Annotated in this window: 19 protein-coding genes; 15 read left to right on the top strand and 4 right to left on the bottom strand. The window is 37.0% G+C overall.

Features of this window, described 5'->3' with window-relative positions:
- From ACIQ32_RS06670 to ACIQ32_RS06655, 4 genes are all read left to right on the top strand, one after another.
- Positions 1–374: DUF3471 domain-containing protein (locus ACIQ32_RS06670; protein WP_396194911.1), on the top strand; the 374-nt coding region annotated here is incomplete at its 5' end.
- An 87-nt stretch (positions 375–461) separates the two neighbouring features.
- A complete protein-coding gene (locus ACIQ32_RS06665; RefSeq protein ID WP_396194910.1) occupies positions 462–2681 on the top strand; it encodes a RelA/SpoT family protein in 2220 nt (739 codons plus the stop codon).
- A 93-nt stretch (positions 2682–2774) separates the two neighbouring features.
- The gene (locus ACIQ32_RS06660) at positions 2775–3227 is read left to right on the top strand and encodes a Fur family transcriptional regulator (RefSeq protein ID WP_396194909.1); all 453 of its coding nucleotides are present in this window, start codon (positions 2775–2777) and stop codon (positions 3225–3227) included.
- 247 nt (positions 3228–3474) lie between these two features.
- Positions 3475–4746 carry an adenylosuccinate synthase gene (locus ACIQ32_RS06655; protein WP_396194908.1) on the top strand — a complete coding sequence of 424 codons (1272 nt, stop codon included), beginning with the start codon at positions 3475–3477 and terminating at the stop codon, positions 4744–4746.
- Positions 4747–4786: 40 nt separating this feature from the next.
- Here ACIQ32_RS06655 and ACIQ32_RS06650 read toward each other — a convergent pair whose 3' ends face one another.
- Positions 4787–5278, bottom strand: coding sequence for a CIA30 family protein (locus ACIQ32_RS06650; RefSeq protein ID WP_396194907.1), 492 nt, complete (start codon positions 5276–5278; stop codon positions 4787–4789).
- 214 nt (positions 5279–5492) lie between these two features.
- A complete protein-coding gene (locus ACIQ32_RS06645) occupies positions 5493–7367 on the bottom strand; it encodes an alpha-amylase family protein (RefSeq protein ID WP_396194906.1) in 1875 nt (624 codons plus the stop codon).
- 129 nt (positions 7368–7496) lie between these two features.
- Here ACIQ32_RS06645 and ACIQ32_RS06640 point away from each other — a divergent pair, with 129 nt between their 5' ends.
- The 6 genes from ACIQ32_RS06640 (at position 7497) to rlmH (ending at position 15460) form a co-directional block, all read left to right on the top strand.
- Complete coding sequence (locus tag ACIQ32_RS06640; protein WP_396194905.1) at positions 7497–9578, top strand: prolyl oligopeptidase family serine peptidase; 2082 nt, start codon at positions 7497–7499, stop codon at positions 9576–9578.
- A 163-nt stretch (positions 9579–9741) separates the two neighbouring features.
- Positions 9742–11424, top strand: coding sequence for an OstA-like protein (locus ACIQ32_RS06635; RefSeq protein WP_396194904.1), 1683 nt, complete (start codon positions 9742–9744; stop codon positions 11422–11424).
- A 58-nt stretch (positions 11425–11482) separates the two neighbouring features.
- Positions 11483–12685, top strand: coding sequence for an aspartate aminotransferase family protein (locus tag ACIQ32_RS06630; protein WP_396194912.1), 1203 nt, complete (start codon positions 11483–11485; stop codon positions 12683–12685).
- Positions 12686–12838: 153 nt separating this feature from the next.
- Positions 12839–14239 carry a tetratricopeptide repeat protein gene (locus tag ACIQ32_RS06625; protein WP_396194903.1) on the top strand — a complete coding sequence of 467 codons (1401 nt, stop codon included), beginning with the start codon at positions 12839–12841 and terminating at the stop codon, positions 14237–14239.
- Positions 14240–14980, top strand: a complete 741-nt coding sequence (locus tag ACIQ32_RS06620; protein ID WP_396194902.1) for a shikimate dehydrogenase family protein — start codon at positions 14240–14242, stop codon at positions 14978–14980.
- A gap of 6 nt (positions 14981–14986) precedes the next feature.
- Positions 14987–15460: a 23S rRNA (pseudouridine(1915)-N(3))-methyltransferase RlmH gene (gene rlmH / locus ACIQ32_RS06615; RefSeq protein WP_396194901.1), complete on the top strand. Its 474-nt coding sequence runs from the start codon at positions 14987–14989 to the stop codon at positions 15458–15460.
- Between the two features lie 35 nt (positions 15461–15495).
- On the opposite strand, the gene ACIQ32_RS06610 is transcribed toward rlmH, so the two are convergent.
- Both ACIQ32_RS06610 and folP read right to left on the bottom strand, forming a co-directional pair.
- Positions 15496–16125 carry a hypothetical protein gene (locus ACIQ32_RS06610; protein ID WP_396194900.1) on the bottom strand — a complete coding sequence of 210 codons (630 nt, stop codon included), beginning with the start codon at positions 16123–16125 and terminating at the stop codon, positions 15496–15498.
- A 14-nt stretch (positions 16126–16139) separates the two neighbouring features.
- Positions 16140–16982, bottom strand: coding sequence for a dihydropteroate synthase (gene folP, locus ACIQ32_RS06605; RefSeq protein ID WP_396194899.1), 843 nt, complete (start codon positions 16980–16982; stop codon positions 16140–16142).
- Between the two features lie 136 nt (positions 16983–17118).
- Between folP and ACIQ32_RS06600 the strand changes: the two genes are divergently transcribed.
- The 5 genes from ACIQ32_RS06600 to tpiA all read left to right on the top strand — a co-directional run bounded on the left by ACIQ32_RS06600 (position 17119) and on the right by tpiA (position 20662).
- The gene (locus ACIQ32_RS06600; protein ID WP_396194898.1) at positions 17119–17661 is read left to right on the top strand and encodes a DUF1599 domain-containing protein; all 543 of its coding nucleotides are present in this window, start codon (positions 17119–17121) and stop codon (positions 17659–17661) included.
- Between the two features lie 79 nt (positions 17662–17740).
- Positions 17741–18832 carry a MauE/DoxX family redox-associated membrane protein gene (locus ACIQ32_RS06595; RefSeq protein ID WP_396194897.1) on the top strand — a complete coding sequence of 364 codons (1092 nt, stop codon included), beginning with the start codon at positions 17741–17743 and terminating at the stop codon, positions 18830–18832.
- Positions 18833–19082: 250 nt separating this feature from the next.
- Positions 19083–19391 carry a hypothetical protein gene (locus ACIQ32_RS06590; RefSeq protein WP_396194896.1) on the top strand — a complete coding sequence of 103 codons (309 nt, stop codon included), beginning with the start codon at positions 19083–19085 and terminating at the stop codon, positions 19389–19391.
- 21 nt (positions 19392–19412) lie between these two features.
- A complete protein-coding gene (locus ACIQ32_RS06585) occupies positions 19413–19910 on the top strand; it encodes a TlpA family protein disulfide reductase (protein WP_396194895.1) in 498 nt (165 codons plus the stop codon).
- Positions 19910–20662 (top strand): triose-phosphate isomerase, encoded by a 753-nt coding sequence (gene tpiA / locus ACIQ32_RS06580; RefSeq protein ID WP_396194894.1) that lies wholly within the window; start codon positions 19910–19912, stop codon positions 20660–20662. Before ACIQ32_RS06585 ends, tpiA begins: the two co-directional genes overlap by 1 nt.
- Positions 20663–20865 lie beyond the last annotated feature (203 nt).

Below are 20865 nucleotides of genomic sequence, written 5' to 3'. Positions count from 1 at the left end.
ACAATGCCGATAAAATAACAGAGGAAGTTTGGACTGTTGTCCATCAGAATGAGAAGCAAAAAACTAAAATCGACTTCAATCAATACACCGGAACTTTCAAAGACAATTGGTTTGGAGAAGTAACTATTTATGAGCAAAAAGGGAAATTACACTTCGCGTCTAAACGTTCCAAACGATTGGTTGGTGAAGTGCTTTGGTACAAAAATCAGAATTTTATAGTGAAATGGAACGTGAGAAGCTTCAATGCCGATTCTCATATTTTCTTTGATGTTGACGCTGACGGTAAGGTAAATCACTTTAAAATGGAAGCCATTTCTCCGATGACCGATTTTAGTTATGACTTTCACGATTTAGATTTCCAAAGGATAAAATAGTTCCCGATTAGGCATTGAAATTTCAAGATTTTAGTACTTGTAATTTTAATCATTTTTTCCTATTTTTAGGGAATCGAAGAACAGGCTATGATTGAGATTGATTTAGAAGAAGAAAACAAGGCGATTGCCAGAGAATACAAAGAATTACTCCGCATCAGTTACCAAACACTTACAGATGCCGATAAAAAACTGATTCGCAAAGCTTTTGACGTTGCTGTAGAGGCACACAAAGACCAACGCCGTAAATCGGGTGAAGCTTATATTTTTCATCCCATAGGTGTTGCTAAAATTGTTGCATCCGAAATTGGTTTAGGTGCAACCAGTATTGCTGCTGCCCTGATGCATGATGTGGTGGAAGATACCGATGTAACCATCGAAGACATCGAACGCATGTTCAATCCTAAAATTGCCCACTTGGTAGAAGGATTGACCAAAATTGCGCAGGTCAAAAAAGACATGAATATATCAATGCAAGCGGAAAATTTCCGTAAAATGCTATTGACCTTAAACGATGATGTTCGGGTAATTTTAATTAAAATAGCCGACCGTTTGCACAACATGCAAACCATGGACTCGATGCCGGAATACAAACAAGTCAAAATTGCTTCCGAAACCCTCTACATTTATGCGCCGCTTGCCCATCGATTGGGATTGTATAACATTAAAACCAAACTCGAAGATTTAGGTTTAAAATATACCGAACCCGAAATCTACCGAGATATTGTCAGCAAAATCAAAGAAACCAAAGAAGAGCAAGACGCATATATCGCTACTATTTCTGATGTTTTGAAAAAATCACTTGATGAAGAAGGCGTAGAATATACCATTAAAGGCCGACCGAAATCCATTTATTCCATCCGTAGAAAAATGGCTGCTCAAAATGTGACTTTTGATGAAGTGTACGACAAGTTTGCATTGCGCATTATTTACAAATCCAATTTACACGATGAAAAGTTCTTGGCGTGGAAAATATATTCTATAGTAACCGACCATTATCGCCCGAGTCCGAGTCGTTTGCGAGATTGGATTTCCCAACCCAAATCGACCGGTTATGAAGCCTTACACATTACCGTAATGGGACCAAAAGGCCGTTGGGTAGAAATTCAGGTGAGAAGCGAACGCATGGATGAAATTGCCGAGAAAGGATACGCAGCGCATTACAAATACAAACAAGGCGCAACGGAAGAAAGCGGCTTAGACGTTTGGCTGAACCTACTCAAAGAAGCTTTGGAAAGTTCGGAAACCAATGCGGTGGATTTTGTGGAAGATTTCAAAATGAATTTATATGCCAAAGAAATCTTCGTGTTTACGCCCAAAGGTGAAATCAAATCGTTACCCAAAGGCGCCACTTCGCTTGACTTTGCCTTCAGTATTCACTCTGAAATCGGTATCAAAACCCGTGGCACTCGCGTGAACGGAAAGTTGGTTCCGCTCAACCACGAGTTGAAAAGCGGTGATCAAATTGAAGTGATTACCTCGGTGCATCAAAAACCAACCATCAACTGGTTGGACTATGTGACTACTTCTCGTGCCAAAAATAAAATACGAAACGTACTCAACGAAAACACCAAGAAAATAGCCGAAGACGGTAAAGAACTATTGACCCGAAAGCTAAAACATTTGAAGATTACTTTAAATGAAAGCGTAGTGAACGAATTGGTCAATTTCTTTAAACTCAAAACCAGCTTGGATTTGTTTTACCGCGTGGGCATCGGTTCTATAGAAAACCAGCAGTTAAAAGACTTTGCGGCACAAAAGAGCAATACTTTGATGAACTTCTTCAAGAGTAAAATCAAACGTTCACCCAGTGCCAATCCGGAGGATATTAACAAACAGGAATTGAGTAAAAATTACGATTTGTTGGTTTTTGGAACTGAACTAGACAAACTCGATTATAAATTAGCCAACTGTTGCAACCCTATTCCGGGCGATGAAGTTTTTGGGTTTATCACCATTAACGAAGGTATAAAAGTACACAAAAAAGATTGTCCGAACGCCATCACTTTGCAATCCAATTATGCTTATCGCATCATGCAAGCCAAATGGATTGATTCTACCCAACAAGAGTTTAAAGCCACTTTAAAAATTACCGGTATGGACAGTTTAGGATTAACCAACGAATTGACCAAGGTGATTTCCAACAACATGCACGTAAACATCCAAAGTATCTCACTTAGTGGTGAAGCAGGAATTTTCAACGGACAAGTTTCGGTGATTGTTCAAAACAATAATATCTTGAAAAAATTAATAGACAACATCAAGAAAATAGATGGCGTGGATAAAGTTACCCGAGTTTACACGAATTAGTAAAATCTCGTTATCAACAACTCGTTTAAAACTTTAACCGAAGTTTTGAATATTAACCTTTTAAACTTTTAAACTAAAAACTATCTTTGCCACATGACACAAATTGCATCCGATAATCAAAAAAATCAAGAGACTGTAAAAAATGTTTTTACACTGTACTTGGAAAACAACGGGCATCGTAAAACGCCTGAGCGCTATGCAATACTACAGGAAATTTACGATAGTGAAGAACATTTTGATATCGAAAATTTGTACATCAAAATGAAAAACAAAAACTACCGTGTGTCGAGGGCTACCTTGTACAATACGATAGAACTTTTGCTAGATTGCGGCTTAGTACGAAAACACCAATTTGGTCAAAATCAGGCGCATTATGAGAAATCTTATTTCGACAAACAACACGACCACGTTATCATGACCGACAGCGGTGAAGTAATTGAGTTTTGTGATCCGAGAATTCAAACCATCAAACAAACCATAGAGGAAATCTTTGGGATTGATATTCACAACCACTCGTTGTATTTTTACGCCACTAAAAAACCCTAAACACTAATAATGCCGAAACGAAATTACTTTAAAATCACCTTTATTTTTGTATTCGTATTCTACACCGTATACAAAGTGGTTTTTCAGCTATTTATCGGCGATTTTTCAACCACTTTCTTTTTGAAAACCTTGGCTTTAAGTTTTACAACTGCTTTAGTTTTGGGTGTCCTGAATCACTTTTTAAAATGGGATTTTTTCAAAAAAAATAAAACCTAAACAACATAACTACAAATAACTAAAACACACAATGACTGTAGATTTACTACTCGGATTACAATGGGGCGATGAAGGAAAAGGAAAAATTGTCGATGTACTGACTTCAAAGTACGATATTATCGCTCGCTTTCAGGGCGGACCAAATGCCGGACACACTTTGGAATTTGATGGCATCAAGCACGTTCTTAGGACTATACCTTCAGGGATTTTCCACAGCAACAACATCAACATCATCGGAAACGGAGTCGTAATTGATCCGGTAGTTTTTAAAAGTGAAATCGACGGCTTAGCCAAATTCAACCTCGATTTAAAATCGAAATTGATTATTTCAAGAAAGGCACATTTAATATTGCCAACCCACAGATTATTAGATGCTGCTTCTGAAGCGGCTAAAGGCAAAGCTAAAATCGGTTCTACTTTAAAAGGAATAGGACCAACCTATATGGACAAAACGGGTCGCAACGGAATTCGCGTGGGCGATATTGAATTGGCCGACTTCAAAGAAAGATATCGCGCTCTAGCCGATAAGCATGAAGCCATGATTGCGTTTTACGACGTAAACATCCAATACAACTTACCCGAATTAGAAAAAGAATTCTTTGAAGCAATAGAAGATTTAAAAAAACTGACATTCATCGACAGCGAAGAATATTTGGCTCAAGCCCAAAAACAAGGCAAATCCATTCTTTGTGAAGGCGCTCAAGGTTCTTTATTAGATGTTGACTTCGGAACGTATCCGTTTGTAACTTCTTCTAATACTACAGCTGCCGGTGCTTGTACCGGTTTAGGAATCGCTCCGAACAAAATCAAAGAAGTATACGGGATTTTTAAAGCTTATACTACTCGTGTTGGTTCCGGACCTTTCCCTACAGAGGATTTTGGCGATGCCGGAGACGTAATGGCAAAAGTCGGCAACGAATTCGGTTCGGTTACCGGCAGAAAAAGACGTTGCGGTTGGTTAGACTTAGTAGCCTTGAAATACGCCATCCAAATCAACGGCGTAACCCAATTGATGATGATGAAAGGCGACGTCCTTTCGGGTTTTGACACTTTGAAAGTGGCTACGGCTTACAATTACAAAGGCGATGTAATTCAACATTTGCCATACAATATTGAAGAAGAAAATGTAACACCTATTTATACCGAATTCAAAGGTTGGCAAGCCGATTTAACCGGCATGACAACTTATGATGCGTTACCAAAAGAACTAAAAGAATACATCGAATTCATAGAAAAGGAAGTCGAAGTACCTATTAAAATTGTATCGGTTGGACCGGATAGGAAACAGACGATTACGAGGTAAATTAAAAAGACCAAACTGTTAGCAGTTTGGTCTTTTTTAATTATTCCACTTCAATTTTATCAATCAGCAGTTTGAAATTCTCATTTCGTTTGTTACTGATTAAAAACGCCAGCTGTGCCAAACTCGTTCCATCATAATTAGGGATATTCAAGGTCCTGCCTCTAAAAGATGCGTACATCTCGGATATAGGAATTTCAATGGTTTGCCAATCGGTTGTGGTTTGAAATTCATAGATATAGGAATAATAATCATTGCTTTTTGATTTCACCCGAAACTGATACTTTTTGCCATCTCCTTTAAGTCGGATAATGAAAACCGTTTTTTGGGACAAAGCCATGGTTTTGAAATTATATTGTACTGAGCAAAACCCACCATTATTTTCAGTGGTAACAAATCCGCTAAATACAGCATTACCATTCTCATCGATAGAAAATTGGCTTGATGAAAGTCCGCCCATTACACCATCGTCAACTATATTCCAATAGTCAATATTGCTTTTCTCCTTAAAATCAAAAAGTAGTATCGAATTCATCATAAAAGATATAAAAACATACAAAAACATACCCTCAAAAATTTATAAAAAATAAATGTATGGCAATTACCGGTTCTGCTCATAACTTTAACATTAATTGCCAGATAAATAACTATTGTTTAATAGCGATGGCCGTAAAATATATAAAGTTGAGTATTTCCAAATAAAAAACCCATTTCAGTTGAAATGGGTTAGTTATAAATGCCAATAAAAATTATAATTTAAAAATAAAAGATTCACTCGGTTTGATATTCAAATGAATTGTTCCTTTGCCGCCGACTACATTCAATATGGCTGTACTGCCGTAAAGTTGGTCTTTAACAGTATAACTTCCATCGTTAAGTTTCCAATTGGCAATCACATCCTGAGGAACAATTAAATCAATTTTACTAGTAGTAACCCATGAGAAATTGGCTATGACAATCAACTTTTCGTCATCGCTGTAACGAACATAAGCGTACAATCCGGGGTCGTACTCTTTAGTCTCATCACGATTCACCGATTGTATTTGTTGGAACTTACCTAGCATTGCACTGCTGTTTAAGGTAAAATTCAGCAATCGGCTATAAAAATCACGCAATGCTTTTTCGCTATCTGACAACTGACCGCCGTCAAACTTACCACCATTCATCCATCGCTGGTGGTGAGGCACTCCGATATAATCAAAAATGGATGTTCTGGAACGTTTTCCGAAACCGGCATCTTCATTTCCGGGTTCACCTACTTCTTGTCCGAAATAAACCATAGTTGGTGAAGAACTAATCGTAGCTGAAACTACCATAAGCGGTTTCCCTTTTTCGGGCGTTCCCGCAAATTCCGGACTCGCTAATCTTTGCTCATCATGATTGTCAAGGAAATGCAACATATGATGCTCAATGTCCATCATACTGTTTTGAATATCCGAAAGTGCATCCGGCAATGCATTACCGTGAATTACGGCTTTTAAATGATCGTAGGTTTCAACTTTATCATACAAATAATCCATTTTGCCCAATTTGATATAGTTTCTGTATTCCTTCGGGTTGTATACTTCCGCCAATAAAAAGGCATTGGGATTTTTCATTTTGATACTCGAATTCATATAGCTCCAAAACTCATAAGGCACCATTTCGGCCATATCATATCTAAATCCGTCAACTCCTTTTGCTATCCAATACAAAGCGATGTCTCTGAATTTCTTCCAAGAATTGGGTACATCTTTGTCTTTCCAATAAGCATAATGAGCTGCACAATCCATATTGTCATAACCGGCAGGCAATTCAGGAAAATCCTTTGATCCGTCGGGTTTAACACCATAATTCACTTTAACAGTTTCGTACCAATCGTTTATATCGGGTTTGGCCATACGCGAACCGTTGCCGGTCCATTTCGCCGGAAATTCGCTGAACTTCCCGTCACTTAAAGGACTAACTTCTCCATTGAGAGGCTTATAATCGGGCGAAGTTGGCACTTCAAAAGGTGTATTAGGTATGTAATAAAAGTTATTGTCTCGGGCATATTCAACTGAAGTATTGTCATCGGCACCAAAATCTTTTACGCCTTTCGGATTGGTTAACCCTTTGTAATTTCGGGCAATGTGATTGGGCACGATATCAATAATAACCTTCAATCCGTTCTTGTGAGTACGGGTTATCAACGCTTCAAATTCTTCCAACCTTTTAGCCGGATTAACAGCCAAATCAGGATTCACATTGTAATAATCTTTCACGGCATAAGGAGAACCTGCACGGCCTTTCACCACATCGGGATCATCGTTAGAAATGCCGTATTTGGTATAATCTCTAATCACATCATGGTGCGGCACACCGGTGTACCATATATGAGTCACGCCCAACTTTTTAATTTCCTGTAAAGCCTTATCTGTAAAGTCATTAAACTTACCAACTCCGTTTTCTTCAATGGTTCCCCATGGTTTGTTATTAGTGTTTTTGTTGCCGAATAAACGGGTAAAAACTTGGTATACAACAGTTTTAGAGGGTTGGTTTCCAACCATAACATTTTTTATCATAGGTGTATTAGGCGTTTTTTGGGCTAAAGTTATACTTCCTGTACAACTTATCGCAAGCAGTATTAATAGTGTTCTTTTCATAGAGTGGCAACTTGAATTTAGGATGACAAGCTTAGAGACAAATATATGTAAATATATATATTGATTAAAAAGTAAAGCCGGGTTAATTAAATTTATTTGATCCGCTTATATTTGGAAAAAAAATATACCATGTACAAAATTGCTTTTGTTTTTATTTTCCTTTATCAATTGGGATTTGGTCAAAACAATATCAATACCCCAAAAATTCCGGCTGCTTTCACTTTACATGAAACCACTATCACTGATGATTACAGTTGGCTGGAAAATATAAAATCTCAGGCAGTCAAAAATTGGGTCAAAGAACAAAATCTTTTGAGTAGAGCACATCTTGAAAAGGTTGTTAATACATATGATTTTGAAAAAACCATTACCAATTATAACAAACTCAACACCGACTATTTTCCACAAAAAAAAGGACGGTACTTTTTCTCCCGGTATTTTAAAGATAAAGACAGACCAACCTCAATATACATTCGAAGAAAGTTAGACGAAGAACCCGAAGAATTAATCGATACTTGGGCTATCTACAAAAACAGTAACGTATTGGTTGAAAACTATTATCCTTCCAAAAGCTCTGATATAGTGGCTTTTAAAGTCAGCACAGATGGCAGCGATGTTAAAGAAGTGCGTTTTATCAAAGTATTTAAAAAAGAACTCTACAATGATGTGCTGAAAAATGTAAAATTTTCAGATGTTGAGTGGAATCTGGATTTAGGTGTTTTTTACAATAAAAACACCAATCAAAACAGAACAGAAAAAGACTCAACTTTCCAAATTATGTACCACAAACTTGGTACAAGTCAAGAAGAAGATGTGTTGGTATATGATGCCTCAAAAAAGAAGGTTTCTCATGATTTTTTTACCACAAGAGACAAACTAATCGTTTCTGAAATGGACATCAAAACAGGAAAAACAACCTATTTAAAAGCCTCATTGGCCAGTGAAAAATTCGAATTAGAGTTGATGTTTGAAAAAGAAACCAACAACTTTAAACTACTAAATTATAAAAATGACATCGTTTATTTCTCTTCAAAAGACTACGATTGGGGTGATGTTCGCTCTTTTCACATCAATAAGCAAGAAGAGGTTAAGGTAATTGTTCCGCAAATTTATTCGCATTTATTACTCTATGCCTATTTAACCGAAAACTATATTTTTTGTGCCTATAAAAATCTGAATAAATATTCTATTCGTGTATATGACTATGAGGGTAATTTCATCAGATTATTTGATGCTCCGGATGGGATGACTTTTAACATTAGATATTTTGACAAAGAAACGAACAACCTTTTTGTTGAAATGCATTCCTACACTATTTATACTTATAATTTCAAGTTAAACGTTACTACAGGTGAATCTAGTCCATATTTTAACGATTACATCAAAGCCAAAGCCACGCTTTTTCCTTTTAATTATTTTGAAACCAAAAATACAACTTATAAAAGCAGTGACAACAAAGACATTCCTATCACTATAGTTTACAAGAAAGGCACCGTTATGGACGGCAATAATCCGACATTATTAGAAGCCTATGGCGGATTTGGAGTAGTAAGTTTGCCAAATTATTCCACAAGTTTATTAAGTTTCATCGAAAAAGGTGGTATTTATGCTTTTGCTGAAATTCGAGGAGGTGGAGAAAAAGGGAATCAATGGGCTGCAAACGGCAGAGGATTAAAAAAAACCAATTCTTTCAACGACTTTATTGAAGCCGCTGAATACCTTATCAGAGAAAAATATACCTCTGCTAACAAATTAGCCATTAGTGGTGGTTCAAACGGAGGATTAGTAGCTGGTGTTGCAATGACCAAAAGACCCGACCTTTTTAAAGTAGTTATTCCAAAAGTAGGCGCTTTTGATATGTTAAAGTTTGATCAATTCACCATTGGAAGTCACCATCATAAGGAATATGGCAATCCGAAAATCAAAGCTGAATTTGATTCCCTATACAGTTATTCCCCCTATCACAACATCAAAGAAGGTTTAAATTACCCGATAACTTTAATCATCACTTCTGAAAATGACGATAGAGTTCCGCCTTTACATTCCTATAAATTTGCAGCTCATTTGCAAAACAGAGCTGCGCAAAAAAATCCTATTTACCTTTTAGAATATGGTGATGCCGGACACTATGGTCAAATATCGACTTATAATTATCGCATTAAAAAAGAGTCAGAATTTTATAGTTTTTTGTGGTATCATTTGAATAACTAATGATTACTAAAACACGGCAAACACAGTTAATTAAATAATTCTTAATACCCATCATCATTGGTTCGTTTTTCATAAATTTGCCCTTTCGAGACCATAGCATCAACTCGAATTGCGTAAACCCGAACGGAGCTAACCGAGCGGAGCTTAATAAAAATTCAACCACTTGAAAAAGTTATTTTTTTACATCGGATTATGTTTTTTGGCGGTAAATATTACCGTTGCACAAAAAAAATCAACTCCTATAAACATAGAACATTCCGATTTTGCCGACATCAACCAAACCGAAATCCCGGATGCTTTACTGCTTCGCGGCAATGTAAGAGTAAGTCATGAAGGCGTTGTTTTTACTTGTAACAAAGCTTATTTTTTTCAAAAAGAAAACTATCTCAAAGCATTTGGTGAAGTCCAAATGGTACAAGGCGACACGCTTTTTTTAAACAGTAAATATGCCGAATACAATGGAGAAGTCAGACAAGCTTATGCCACCGGAAACGTAGTCATGCGTTCGCCCGAATCAAAGTTGGTTACCGATACCATCAATTTCGATCGCAATACCCAAGAAGCTTTTTACAATACTTACGGCACTATCACCAATCGAGAAAACACTTTAAAAAGCAAATCCGGACGCTATTATGCCAACGAAAAAAAGTTCCGTTTTCTAACAGCAGTAACCATCACTAATCCGAAATACACGATTAAGTCGAATCATTTGGATTACTATACCAATTCGGGTCACTCCTATTTGTTTGGTCCGTCAACCATAACCAGTAAAGAGAATTTTATTTATACCGAAAAAGGATTTTACGACACTAAGAAAAATCTAGCTTATTTCAAGCGAAAATCCTATATCAAATACAAAGACCGTCGCATTGAAGGCGACAGTTTGTATTACGACCGAAACCGAGAATACGCTTCGGCCACTAACAATGTCAAAATCACCGATTCCATCAACAAAGGGCTAATCAAAGGCCATTATGCTGAAATTTATCGCAATTTGACAACCCAAAAAGATTCGATGATGATTACCAAAAGAGCCGTTGCCATCACTTTGGTGGAAAACGATTCGATGTACGTTCACGGTAAAAAAATGATCATCACCGGAAAACCTGGCGAACGCATCGTTAGAGCCTTCAATAATGTGCGTTTTTACAAAACCGACATGAGCGGCAAATGCGATTCAATTCATTCCGATCAAAAAACAAACCTAACCAAACTCATCAAAAACCCAATACTTTGGAACTATGAAAACCAAATGACCGGCGACGTGATGCATCTTATCGGCAACAATAAAACCGAAAAATTAGATTCCCTAAAGGTATTGAACAACGCTTTTATCATTTCAAAAGACACGCTTAGTACGGGTTACAATCAAGTAAAGGGACAGAATTTATACGGTAAATTTGAAGACAATAAACTTCGGGAAGTCGACATCATTAAAAACACCGAAGTCATTTATTATATGCGAAATGACCAAAAAGAATTGATTGGAATCAACAAAAGTGTCAGCAGTAAAATCAATATGGTTTTGGATAAAAATACCATTGAAACCATCACCAATTACAACCAAATCGACGGCGATATTTATCCTGAAAAAGATTTGCCCGAGAATGCCCGAAAATTAAGAGGATTCATTTGGCGAGGCGACGAACGCATCAAGTCGAAAGACGATATTTTCCCACCGGAAGAAAACGAATTGGATGCCAAAATCCAAGCCGAGCGACAGGCTGAAATGAGTCAGGACAACCAACCGTTACAACCTTCCAAAGAGACTTTAGATTACGACAAAAATAATCCGAAACCAAAAACAGAACCAAAAGAGATCGGGGCAAAACCCAAGGTGAAATAACTACAGCATTCCGTCAAGTTTCATGACTGACAACAGAAACCGACAACCGCAAACTATCATGAGAGAAGATTTTTTGAAATACCAAGCCCAAACTTCTCCCTATCCATTGGGAATGGAAGTGTCGCATGCTATTGGTTCATACATCTACGATACCAACCATAAAAAATACCTCGATTTTGTAGCGGGCGTTTCAGCCTGTTCTTTAGGACACCAACATCCGCGGGTAAATCAGGCTATTATCGACCAATTAAATAAGTATTCACACGTGATGGTGTATGGCGAATATGCCCAACATCCGGCCGTAGCTTACTGTAAGTTATTAGTCGAAAATTTACCGACTGGTTTAAATAAAATTTATTTGGTCAACTCGGGCACTGAAGCTTGTGAAGGTGCTTTGAAATTGGTACGCCGTGTCACCGGCAGAAGCCAACTCATTTCGTGTCACAACGCTTACCATGGAAATACTATGGGTTCGATGAGCGTGATGGGTTTTGAAGAACGCAAGCAAATTTTCCGACCATTAATTCCCGATGTTGACTTTATCACCTTTAATAACGAAGCTGATTTAGCAAAAATCACTACCAAAACCGCCGGAATTATTCTCGAAAGCATCCAAGGCGGCGCCGGTTTTATTGAACCTAAAGATGATTTCTTGGCAAAGGTTAAAAAACGCTGTGAAGAAGTCGGAGCACTTATGATAATAGACGAAATCCAACCCGGATTTGGCCGTACGGGAAAATTATTTGGTTTTGAAAACTACAATGTCGTGCCTGATGTAGTGATTATCGGCAAAGGAATGGCCGGAGGAATGCCTGTTGGCGGTTTCATTGCCAATGAAAAGCACATGGATTTGTTGAGTCATGATCCTAAATTAGGACACATTACTACTTTTGGCGGACATCCTGTCATAGCGGCAGCCAGCTTGGCTACTTTACAAGAAGTACTGGAAAAAGACTACGCCCGACAATCTTTAGCAAAAGAAAAGATTTTCCGTGCGCTTTTGGTACATCCTTTGATAGAAGAAATTCGTGGACGAGGCTTAATGTTAGCTGCCATGACCAGTCATCCGGAAATCACCAATAAAGTGATTTTTAAATGTCAGGAAAAAGGATTGATTTTGTTCTGGTTGTTGTTTGAAGGTTGTGCCATCCGAATTACGCCTCCGCTGACAATCTCGGAAGAAGAAATCAAAGAAGGTTGCGCCATCATCCTGGAAGCCATGAATGAAGTGATGGATGAAGATTTAAGATTAACGAACTAAGATTGCAGATTTTTCATTTCTGAAATTAAAAATCGTTAATCATCAATCAAAAATCCATTGTTAATTAAATTGTTTACAACAATCAATTAACCCAACAAAAATAAGAATACCGTTTCCCTAATTTTATTAAGGATAATTTTAAAACCTACTAGTATGCAATTGGATCACGACGAAGAAGACTACAACTTATCCTTAGCGAAATTTGAATCGATGTTGAAAACCAACAAAGTTTTATTTTTCGATTCAGAGGAGTTCGAGGAAATCATACTGCATTACCTCGACATGGGAAAAGCTACTTTGGCCAAAAAAGCCTTAAAGTTAGGACTGGAACAACATCCAAAATCTACCGGATTGAAATTGGTTCAGGTAGAAATGTTGGTGTACGATGACAAATTAGATCAGGCAGAAAAATTACTCAATGAATTGTTCGCTATTGAACCTACCAACGAAGAAATTTTTATCCAAAAAGCCAACATCTACTCTAAAAGAGACAATCATGAAAAAGCAGTAGAATTTTTGCAAACAGCTTTAATTTATACTGAAGACTATGCCGATGTGTACAACTTAATCGGTATGGAATATCTTTTTATGGACAACTTAGAATTGGCGAAAGAAAACTTCATCAAATGTTTAGAGGAAGATTTCGAAGACCAATCCGCCTTGTACAATGTAGTGTATTGCTTTGAGTTTTTAGACCAAAATTTAGAAGCTATTGAATACCTTAAAACTTATATCGACAGAAATCCTTACAGTGAAATCGCCTGGCACCAATCAGGGCGTTTGTATTATGGTATAAAAGATTATGAGAATGCGGTACGTGCTTTTGAATTTGCTACTTATATAGACGAAGAATTTTTGGGCGCTTTCATGGAAAAAGGAAAAGCCTTAGAGCGCTTGAAAAAATATGAAGAAGCCATTGAAAGCTACAACCGCACTATAGAACTTGACGACCCAACATCTTACGCTTTGTTGCGAATTGGCAAATGTTATGAAAAATTAGGCAACAAAGTAGAAGCCTTAAAATACTTTAATAAAACCGTACATGAAGACCCGCTTTTAGACAAAGGTTGGATTGCAATTACGGATTTTTATGTGAGACAAAAAAACTATCAAAAAGCCTTGTTTTATGTCAACAAAGCTTTGGCTATAGACGATCAAAATCGTTTGTATTGGAAGCGCTTTGCTACCATCAACAAAGCAATAAACTTATTTGAAGAAGCGGAGTTCGGCTATAGAAAAGCGGTAGAATTTGGAGATTACCAATTAGACACCTGGTTGTTTTGGGTAGACATGATGCAAAATATGGGTGAAACCAACAACGCCATACTTACCTTAATCCAAGCGGCTGAATACTTCCCGGAAGAATGTGAAATCGAATACCGTTTGGCCGGTTTACACTTGTCTTTACATGAAGAAGAAAAAGGCAACTTTCACTTAAGCAATGGTTTGCGTTTGAATGCTAAGCACAATACCATTTTGGAAGAATTGTTTCCAATGGTTTGGGAAAGACAATCGGTAAAGGATTATATTGCTAAACACCAAAAATCTGAATAAATGTCGAAAAGACAATTTGGTCTAATCGGGAAAAATATCGCCTATTCTTTTTCCAAAAAATACTTCACCGAAAAGTTTGCTTTAGGCAATCTCGTTGATTGTTCCTATGTCAATTTCGACATTCAATCCATTGAAGAATTCCCAACGCTTATCACAAATAATCCTGATTTAAAAGGTTTAAACGTTACAATTCCTTATAAAGAAGTTGTGATCCCGTATTTAGATAAATTGTCTAAAAATGCGGCCCAAATTGGTGCTGTAAACGTCATTCGCTTGACCAAAAAAGGCCAACTCAAAGGCTACAATTCGGATTATTACGGTTTTATGAAATCTTTGGAACCACTACTCCAACCGCACCATCAAAAAGCACTGATTCTCGGAACCGGCGGCGCAGCCAAAGCGGTTGCTTTTGCACTCGACCAACTCGGAATTCTCTACACTTATGTTTCTCGCGAAGCCAAAGAAGGCATGATTGATTATGATAGAATTAATGCGACGACTTTCGACAATTACCATATTATCATCAATTGCACACCCTTGGGCACAAGCCCTGACACAAAAGCTTTTCCTCCAATTCCGTTTAATTTTTTCACCGAAAAACATATTGCTTTCGACCTGATTTACAATCCGGAGGAAACACAGTTTTTAAAAAAGGCAAAACAAAAAGGCGCAATTACCAAAAACGGTTATGAAATGTTAGTGTTACAAGCCGAAAAAGCTTGGAAGATTTGGAATAAATAATTGGCTATGAACATCAAACTAATCGCCATAGGCAAAACCGACAACAAAGCACTGCAATCGTTGATTGACGATTATACCAAGCGTTTGTCTTTTTACATCAAGTTTGATTTGGAAATCATTCCCGATATTAAAAACGTTAAAAATCTTTCGGAAGCGCAGCAAAAAGACAAAGAAGGTGAACTCATTTTATCTAAACTAACACCAACCGACCAATTGATTTTACTGGATGAAAACGGAAATACTTTTACAAGTTTGGGTTTTTCGGAATACTTGCAAAAGAAAATGAATTCAGGAACCAAAACCCTGGTTTTTGTGATTGGCGGACCGTATGGTTTTAGTGCCGAAGTATATCAAAAAGCCCAAGGCAAAGTTTCGCTTTCTCAAATGACGTTTTCACATCAAATGGTGCGTTTGTTTTTTATCGAACAATTGTACCGCGGATTTACCATTTTACGCAACGAACCTTATCACCATCAGTAAAAGTACGAAGTACGAAGTGCTAAGTTTGAAGTAATTTAGTAAATGTACTCGCGCTTGGCGTTAACGGTTACGCCTTTTTGAGTGATTACCAGGTTTTTTAAAAACAATTTGTATTCGATGTACTTTCCGAAAGACATGCCTTTGTCAAACGAAAAATAGATTTTTGCATTCGGCATCTTGTTGATGAATTCCTCCAACTGATTTTTTGAAAACACCAATTCATCATAATGTACTAAATCATTTCGATCTAAGTGAAAATAGCGGATATTGAAATCGGGCTTTTCTAATTTATACCGAATTTGAGTAAACGGCATGAACGCCAGGTTTTTTTTGACGGTATCGGTATAAGTGTAATAATTTTCGGAAGCTTCCTTTTTATGAGCGCTTTTGTCTTTTTTATTTTGAAGCTTTTTAATCTCCAAAATCACTTTGCGCAATGGCAATCTTTTGTCAATATTGAACAGCCAATTGGTGGAACTAATTGAATTGTTTCGGTTAACGTCGACTATAGTATCTTTTTCTTCCAATTTAAAAAAGAAATAAATTGGCGAATGGTCTTTCACTTCAGCAACTATCGTTTCTTTGGCGACAGGCAATAAAACTTCTTTATCCTCTCCGCAGGAAAGCATAAGTAATGAAAATATCAATAACGCAATTTGTTTCATTTTGAATTTGGGATTTAATTCTTGGTCTCTAAATTTCGGGATAATTCTTGGTGCAATTTTACGCATTCTATCGCTTCTTTTACATCATGCACTCTTAAAATATTACTACCTTTTTGTAAAGCTATTGTATTCAATACTGTTGTACCATTGAGCGCAAACTCAGGTGTGGTTTCAAGGGTTTTATAAACCATTGATTTTCGGGAAACACCAACTAAAATGGGCAATTCCAATTGATCAAACAATTCCAAATTAGCTAAAAGTTCAAAATTTTGTTCGGTAGTTTTGGCAAAACCGAAACCGGGATCTATAATCAAGTCGTTTATCCCAAAACTTCTGGCTTGGGCTAATTTTTCGGAGAAATAAAACAGCACTTCTTTGGTAACATTGTTGTATTGTGCCAAACTTTGCATCGTTTGAGGATTCCCTTTCATGTGCATCATAATGTAAGGCACTTGAAACTCAGCCACTGTTTTCATCATTAGCTCGTCTAAGCCACCGGCGGAAATGTCGTTAACAATACAAGCACCGGCTTCCAAAGCAGCTCTGGCAACATGAGCTCTAAAAGTGTCTACAGAAATCAGTGCTTCGGGAAAATGCTGTACTATAAGTTTAACCACAGTAACCAATCGTTCTGTTTCTTCCAACTCGGAAACAAACTCGGCATTAGGCTTGCTGGAATACGCGCCTACATCAATAAAAGTAGCGCCTTCGGCAAGCATTTTTTGAACTTGATCCAACCATTGCTTTTCATTGGCATACTTTCCGCCATCGTAAAAAGAATTGGGCGTAACATTCAAGATACCCATCACTTTGGGAATCGTCAAATCGATTAAAGTACCGCTACAGTTTATGGTCATTCTATCAGTATTAAGTGTTCAATGGCAGTGTTCTGTTAAGATATACTTAAATCTGAAATCACTATTCATCAATCTTCAATCAGCAATCAAAAAAATTCTTTACTTTTGGGAAAATTTGACACAAAGATACACTGAAATGAGTAATACTTCTCAAGAATATGACAAGGTTATCGCAATTTGCCGACAACTGTATATTAATAAAATGAAAGACTACGGTAGTGCTTGGCGAATCTTGAGATTACCTTCGTTAACCGATCAAATTTTCATCAAAGCGCAACGCATCCGAAGTTTACAACAAAATGACATCCGAAAAGTAGACGAAGACGAAAGCGGCGAGTTTATCGGCATCATCAATTATTCGATTATGGCCTTGATCCAATTGGATTTGGGCGTAGTAGAACAACCCGATTTAGACTTGGCCAAAGCCACTGAATTGTATGATGCAAAAGTAGCCTTAACCAAATCGTTGATGGAAGCTAAAAACCACGATTACGGCGAAGCTTGGCGTGACATGCGCGTGAGTTCGTTGACCGATTTGATTTTACAAAAATTACTACGCGTGAAACAAATTGAAGACAATCAAGGCAAAACCATCGTTTCGGAAGGTATTGATGCCAATTATCAAGACATGATTAATTATTCCGTATTTGCTTTAATCTTAATGAAATTCGGGCAATAAGTTGCCATTGGGTAACCTTAGAATTTACTAATCTACAACTTACCGGAAACTTTTATTTTAACATTTGAAATTAAAAAAAATGAATACCTCTAAAAACAATATTGCTTTAGGAATTCGAATCGTAATTTCGTTCTTATTTTTACTTTCGGCTGTCGCCAAATTATATCCGTCGCCTTACTTTGCCATTTCTACATTTGAAGTGAAACAATTGTATCCAATGGGATTTTCGGAAGGATTTGCACCCTATTTTTCGCGAGTGCTTATCGGAATTGAATTGGCACTCGGCTTTTTAATCTTACAGAAGAACTTTCTGCGCAGCATTATCATACCGGCAACAATCTTATTATTGTTTGTATTCACTACACATTTAACCATTGAAACCCTTCAAAACGGCGGGAATTCCGGAAACTGTGGCTGCTTCGGTAGTTTGTTGCCCATGACACCCATTGAAGCCATATTGAAAAATGTAGCCGCTATGGGATTGTTGGTTTGGCTATTGTTTATTATGCCGAAAGCCAATGAAAAAGGACATAATTTTTGGGTATTGACATCGGTAACCTTTGCCTCTATTTTGGCTTTATTTATGTTGGCACCAATTCAACCCGTTGAAAGTGAGTTTACCGTTTCTGCTCCAGAAGAAACCGTTTCGGATACTTTGACCACAACTGCGGTTGATACAACAGCCACTAAGGTTATTGTAAAAGATACAGTTAAAAAAGCAGAGGAAATAAAGCCTGAAATCAAAGTTGAAAATAAAGAACCGGCCAAACACAAATCGGGTTACGCCCAATATTTTTCACACATCGATAAAGGCCGTAAAACACTTTGCTTCTTTGTTCCGGGTTGTGATCACTGTAAAGATGCCGCTAAAGAATTAACCGAATTGCGAAAAAAAACAAAAGACTTTCCGGAAATCTCCATCATTTTCATGAATGAAGAAGCCGATTTGATTCCGAATTTCTTTAAATATGCCGGTGCCGAATATCCTTATAAAATTATAGAAGTGATTCCGTTTTGGAAAGTTCTAGGTTCCGGGAAAGATACACCCGGTATTAAGTATTTATGGAATGGAAACGAATACAAATACTACTGGGGAATTACAGACAACAAGTTTGATGTAATTGATTTCGAGAAACTTATCAATAAGCCTTACTCCGAATTGAAAAAATAACCATTCGTTTGCAACAGAATAAACCGCGAAATGTCAAAAACTAGAATTTATTTTAATATTTTTATAACATTGTTGCTGGTTCTCTTGGGAATATATTTTTTAATCCAGAGCAAAAACAACTTGATGCTATTCGAAATTCCGTTAAGATTAGTACTTGGCGTTTTTTTAATCATTGTAAACGCTGTATTACTGCTTAAATGGGTAAATATTTTAAGAAATAATTGATTTTTTTGACACTAAATACCACTTTATGATTAAATATATCATGTCAAAAAAAGACAATGAAAAAGCGCTTTGGGGCATCCTTTTAAGTGCTGTTGTCTTTGGCATTGGCTATTATTTTTTGAATTTTATAGCCACTTTAGAAGAACCGCCTATGGGCCATACCATCCACATACTCATTGGCAGTACCTTGATGGCTGTAGGTGTCTTAGGGGTTATTCTCATTGTTAAATACTTTTATGACAAAAGAAAAAGAAGAAAGAGAAAACAAAGCAAACGCCGCAAGCATAAAGTTGTATTTTTGAAAAATAATAAAAAAGAAAACCAACCGGAATAGCTTTAAAACCAAAACAGAACTATGAAAAAGATTGCCGTTTTTATATTATCGGCTTTGGCAAGTTTATCGTGCTCCAATGCTCAAACCAAAGAATTTTCGAAGGAAACTTTAGAAAAAAAATTAGTAGTTGCTGATAGCAGCCAAGTAACTTTTAAAGAAGTCCTCAAAAAACACAAGGGTAAAGTTACCGTAATCGAAGTTTGGGCTTCCTGGTGCAGCGACTGTGTGAAAGCAATGCCTAAAGTAAAAGAAATGCAAACCAACCATCCAACGGTAGACTATGTCTTTATCTCTATGGACAAAGCTCACGACAAATGGCTTGCCGGTGTTGCCAAACACGAACTCAAAGGCGATCACTATTGGGTAACCGATGGTATGAAAGGAGCATTCGGAAAATCAATCGACTTGGATTGGATTCCGAGATACATCATCTTAGATAAAAATGGAAAAATCGTTACTTACAGAGCTATCGAAACCGATTTTGAAACTATAAATGCTACTTTAAAAACTTTAGAATAATGAGACAAAAGATTGTTGCCGGAAACTGGAAAATGAATAAAAATGCGGAAGAAACCGAAGATTTATTAAACGATTTAATTGATAAATTGCCTCAAGATAGTGAAGCCCAAATTATAGTGGCACCAACTTTTATCAACTTAGCATCAGCCGTTGATCATTTAGAATTTACCAATATCGCTGTGGCGGCTCAAAATATGCACCAAAACGAAAACGGTGCTTACACCGGTGAAATTTCAGCCGATATGTTGAAAAGCATTGGAGTCAATATCGTTATTTTAGGTCACTCAGAAAGAAGGGCTTATTTTCATGAAACCGATACCATTTTGGCCCAAAAAGTAACTACAGCGCTAAAACACGATATGACTGTTATTTTTTGCTTTGGCGAAGAACTAAAAGACCGTCAAAACAACCAACATTTTAATGTAGTGGAAAACCAATTGCGCGACGGTTTATTTCATTTAGAAAACAGTGATTGGGAAAAAATTGTTTTGGCTTACGAACCGGTTTGGGCTATTGGAACCGGAGAAACAGCATCGCCTGAGCAAGCGCAAGAAATGCATGAATTCATCAGAGAAACCATCAGAAAAAGATTTGGCAGCAATGTAGCAGAAGAGGTTTCTATTTTATATGGCGGCAGCGTAAAACCTGAAAATGCGAAAGAAATTTTCTCTAAACCCGATGTTGATGGCGGACTCATTGGCGGCGCCGCTTTAAAAGCATCCGATTTTGCTGCTATCGTTAACGGTATTTAGTTCAAAATATAGTTTTACATTTCAAAACCTTTCATTAATTTGAAAGGTTTTTTTTATTTTTTTAAAATTATTTGTACGTTTCATCGATTTTATTTGCTTTTAAACGATTATGTCTTTTATATTTACAACGTCACAAATCAAATGCAAGCCTAATGAAATCAAAACTTATTCTTCTGTTCCTAGTAACTTGTTTCTCCAACCTA

This window comes from Flavobacterium sp. (assembly GCF_044373165.1).
In the GTDB taxonomy this organism is placed as follows: domain Bacteria; phylum Bacteroidota; class Bacteroidia; order Flavobacteriales; family Flavobacteriaceae; genus Flavobacterium.
The sequence above is the reverse complement of the archived record's forward strand: the minus strand, read 5'-3'. Positions and strand labels throughout refer to the sequence as shown.

Bases quoted from the DNA above. Each gene is read 5' to 3' on its own strand.
- ACIQ32_RS06610 (WP_396194900.1), bottom strand. From the start codon at position 16,125: ATGAAACAAATTGCGTTATTGATATTTTCATTACTTATGCTTTCCTGC.
- ACIQ32_RS06655 (WP_396194908.1), top strand. From the start codon at position 3,475: ATGACTGTAGATTTACTACTCGGATTACAATGGGGCGATGAAGGAAAA.
- ACIQ32_RS06640 (WP_396194905.1), top strand. From the start codon at position 7,497: ATGTACAAAATTGCTTTTGTTTTTATTTTCCTTTATCAATTGGGATTT.
- ACIQ32_RS06650 (WP_396194907.1), bottom strand. From the start codon at position 5,278: ATGAATTCGATACTACTTTTTGATTTTAAGGAGAAAAGCAATATTGAC.
- ACIQ32_RS06595 (WP_396194897.1), top strand. From the start codon at position 17,741: ATGAATACCTCTAAAAACAATATTGCTTTAGGAATTCGAATCGTAATT.
- ACIQ32_RS06600 (WP_396194898.1), top strand. From the start codon at position 17,119: ATGAGTAATACTTCTCAAGAATATGACAAGGTTATCGCAATTTGCCGA.
- ACIQ32_RS06665 (WP_396194910.1), top strand. From the start codon at position 462: ATGATTGAGATTGATTTAGAAGAAGAAAACAAGGCGATTGCCAGAGAA.
- ACIQ32_RS06630 (WP_396194912.1), top strand. From the start codon at position 11,483: ATGAGAGAAGATTTTTTGAAATACCAAGCCCAAACTTCTCCCTATCCA.
- ACIQ32_RS06660 (WP_396194909.1), top strand. From the start codon at position 2,775: ATGACACAAATTGCATCCGATAATCAAAAAAATCAAGAGACTGTAAAA.
- ACIQ32_RS06645 (WP_396194906.1), bottom strand. From the start codon at position 7,367: ATGAAAAGAACACTATTAATACTGCTTGCGATAAGTTGTACAGGAAGT.
- folP (WP_396194899.1), bottom strand. From the start codon at position 16,982: ATGACCATAAACTGTAGCGGTACTTTAATCGATTTGACGATTCCCAAA.
- rlmH (WP_396194901.1), top strand. From the start codon at position 14,987: ATGAACATCAAACTAATCGCCATAGGCAAAACCGACAACAAAGCACTG.
- ACIQ32_RS06590 (WP_396194896.1), top strand. From the start codon at position 19,083: ATGATTAAATATATCATGTCAAAAAAAGACAATGAAAAAGCGCTTTGG.
- ACIQ32_RS06625 (WP_396194903.1), top strand. From the start codon at position 12,839: ATGCAATTGGATCACGACGAAGAAGACTACAACTTATCCTTAGCGAAA.
- tpiA (WP_396194894.1), top strand. From the start codon at position 19,910: ATGAGACAAAAGATTGTTGCCGGAAACTGGAAAATGAATAAAAATGCG.
- ACIQ32_RS06620 (WP_396194902.1), top strand. From the start codon at position 14,240: ATGTCGAAAAGACAATTTGGTCTAATCGGGAAAAATATCGCCTATTCT.
- ACIQ32_RS06585 (WP_396194895.1), top strand. From the start codon at position 19,413: ATGAAAAAGATTGCCGTTTTTATATTATCGGCTTTGGCAAGTTTATCG.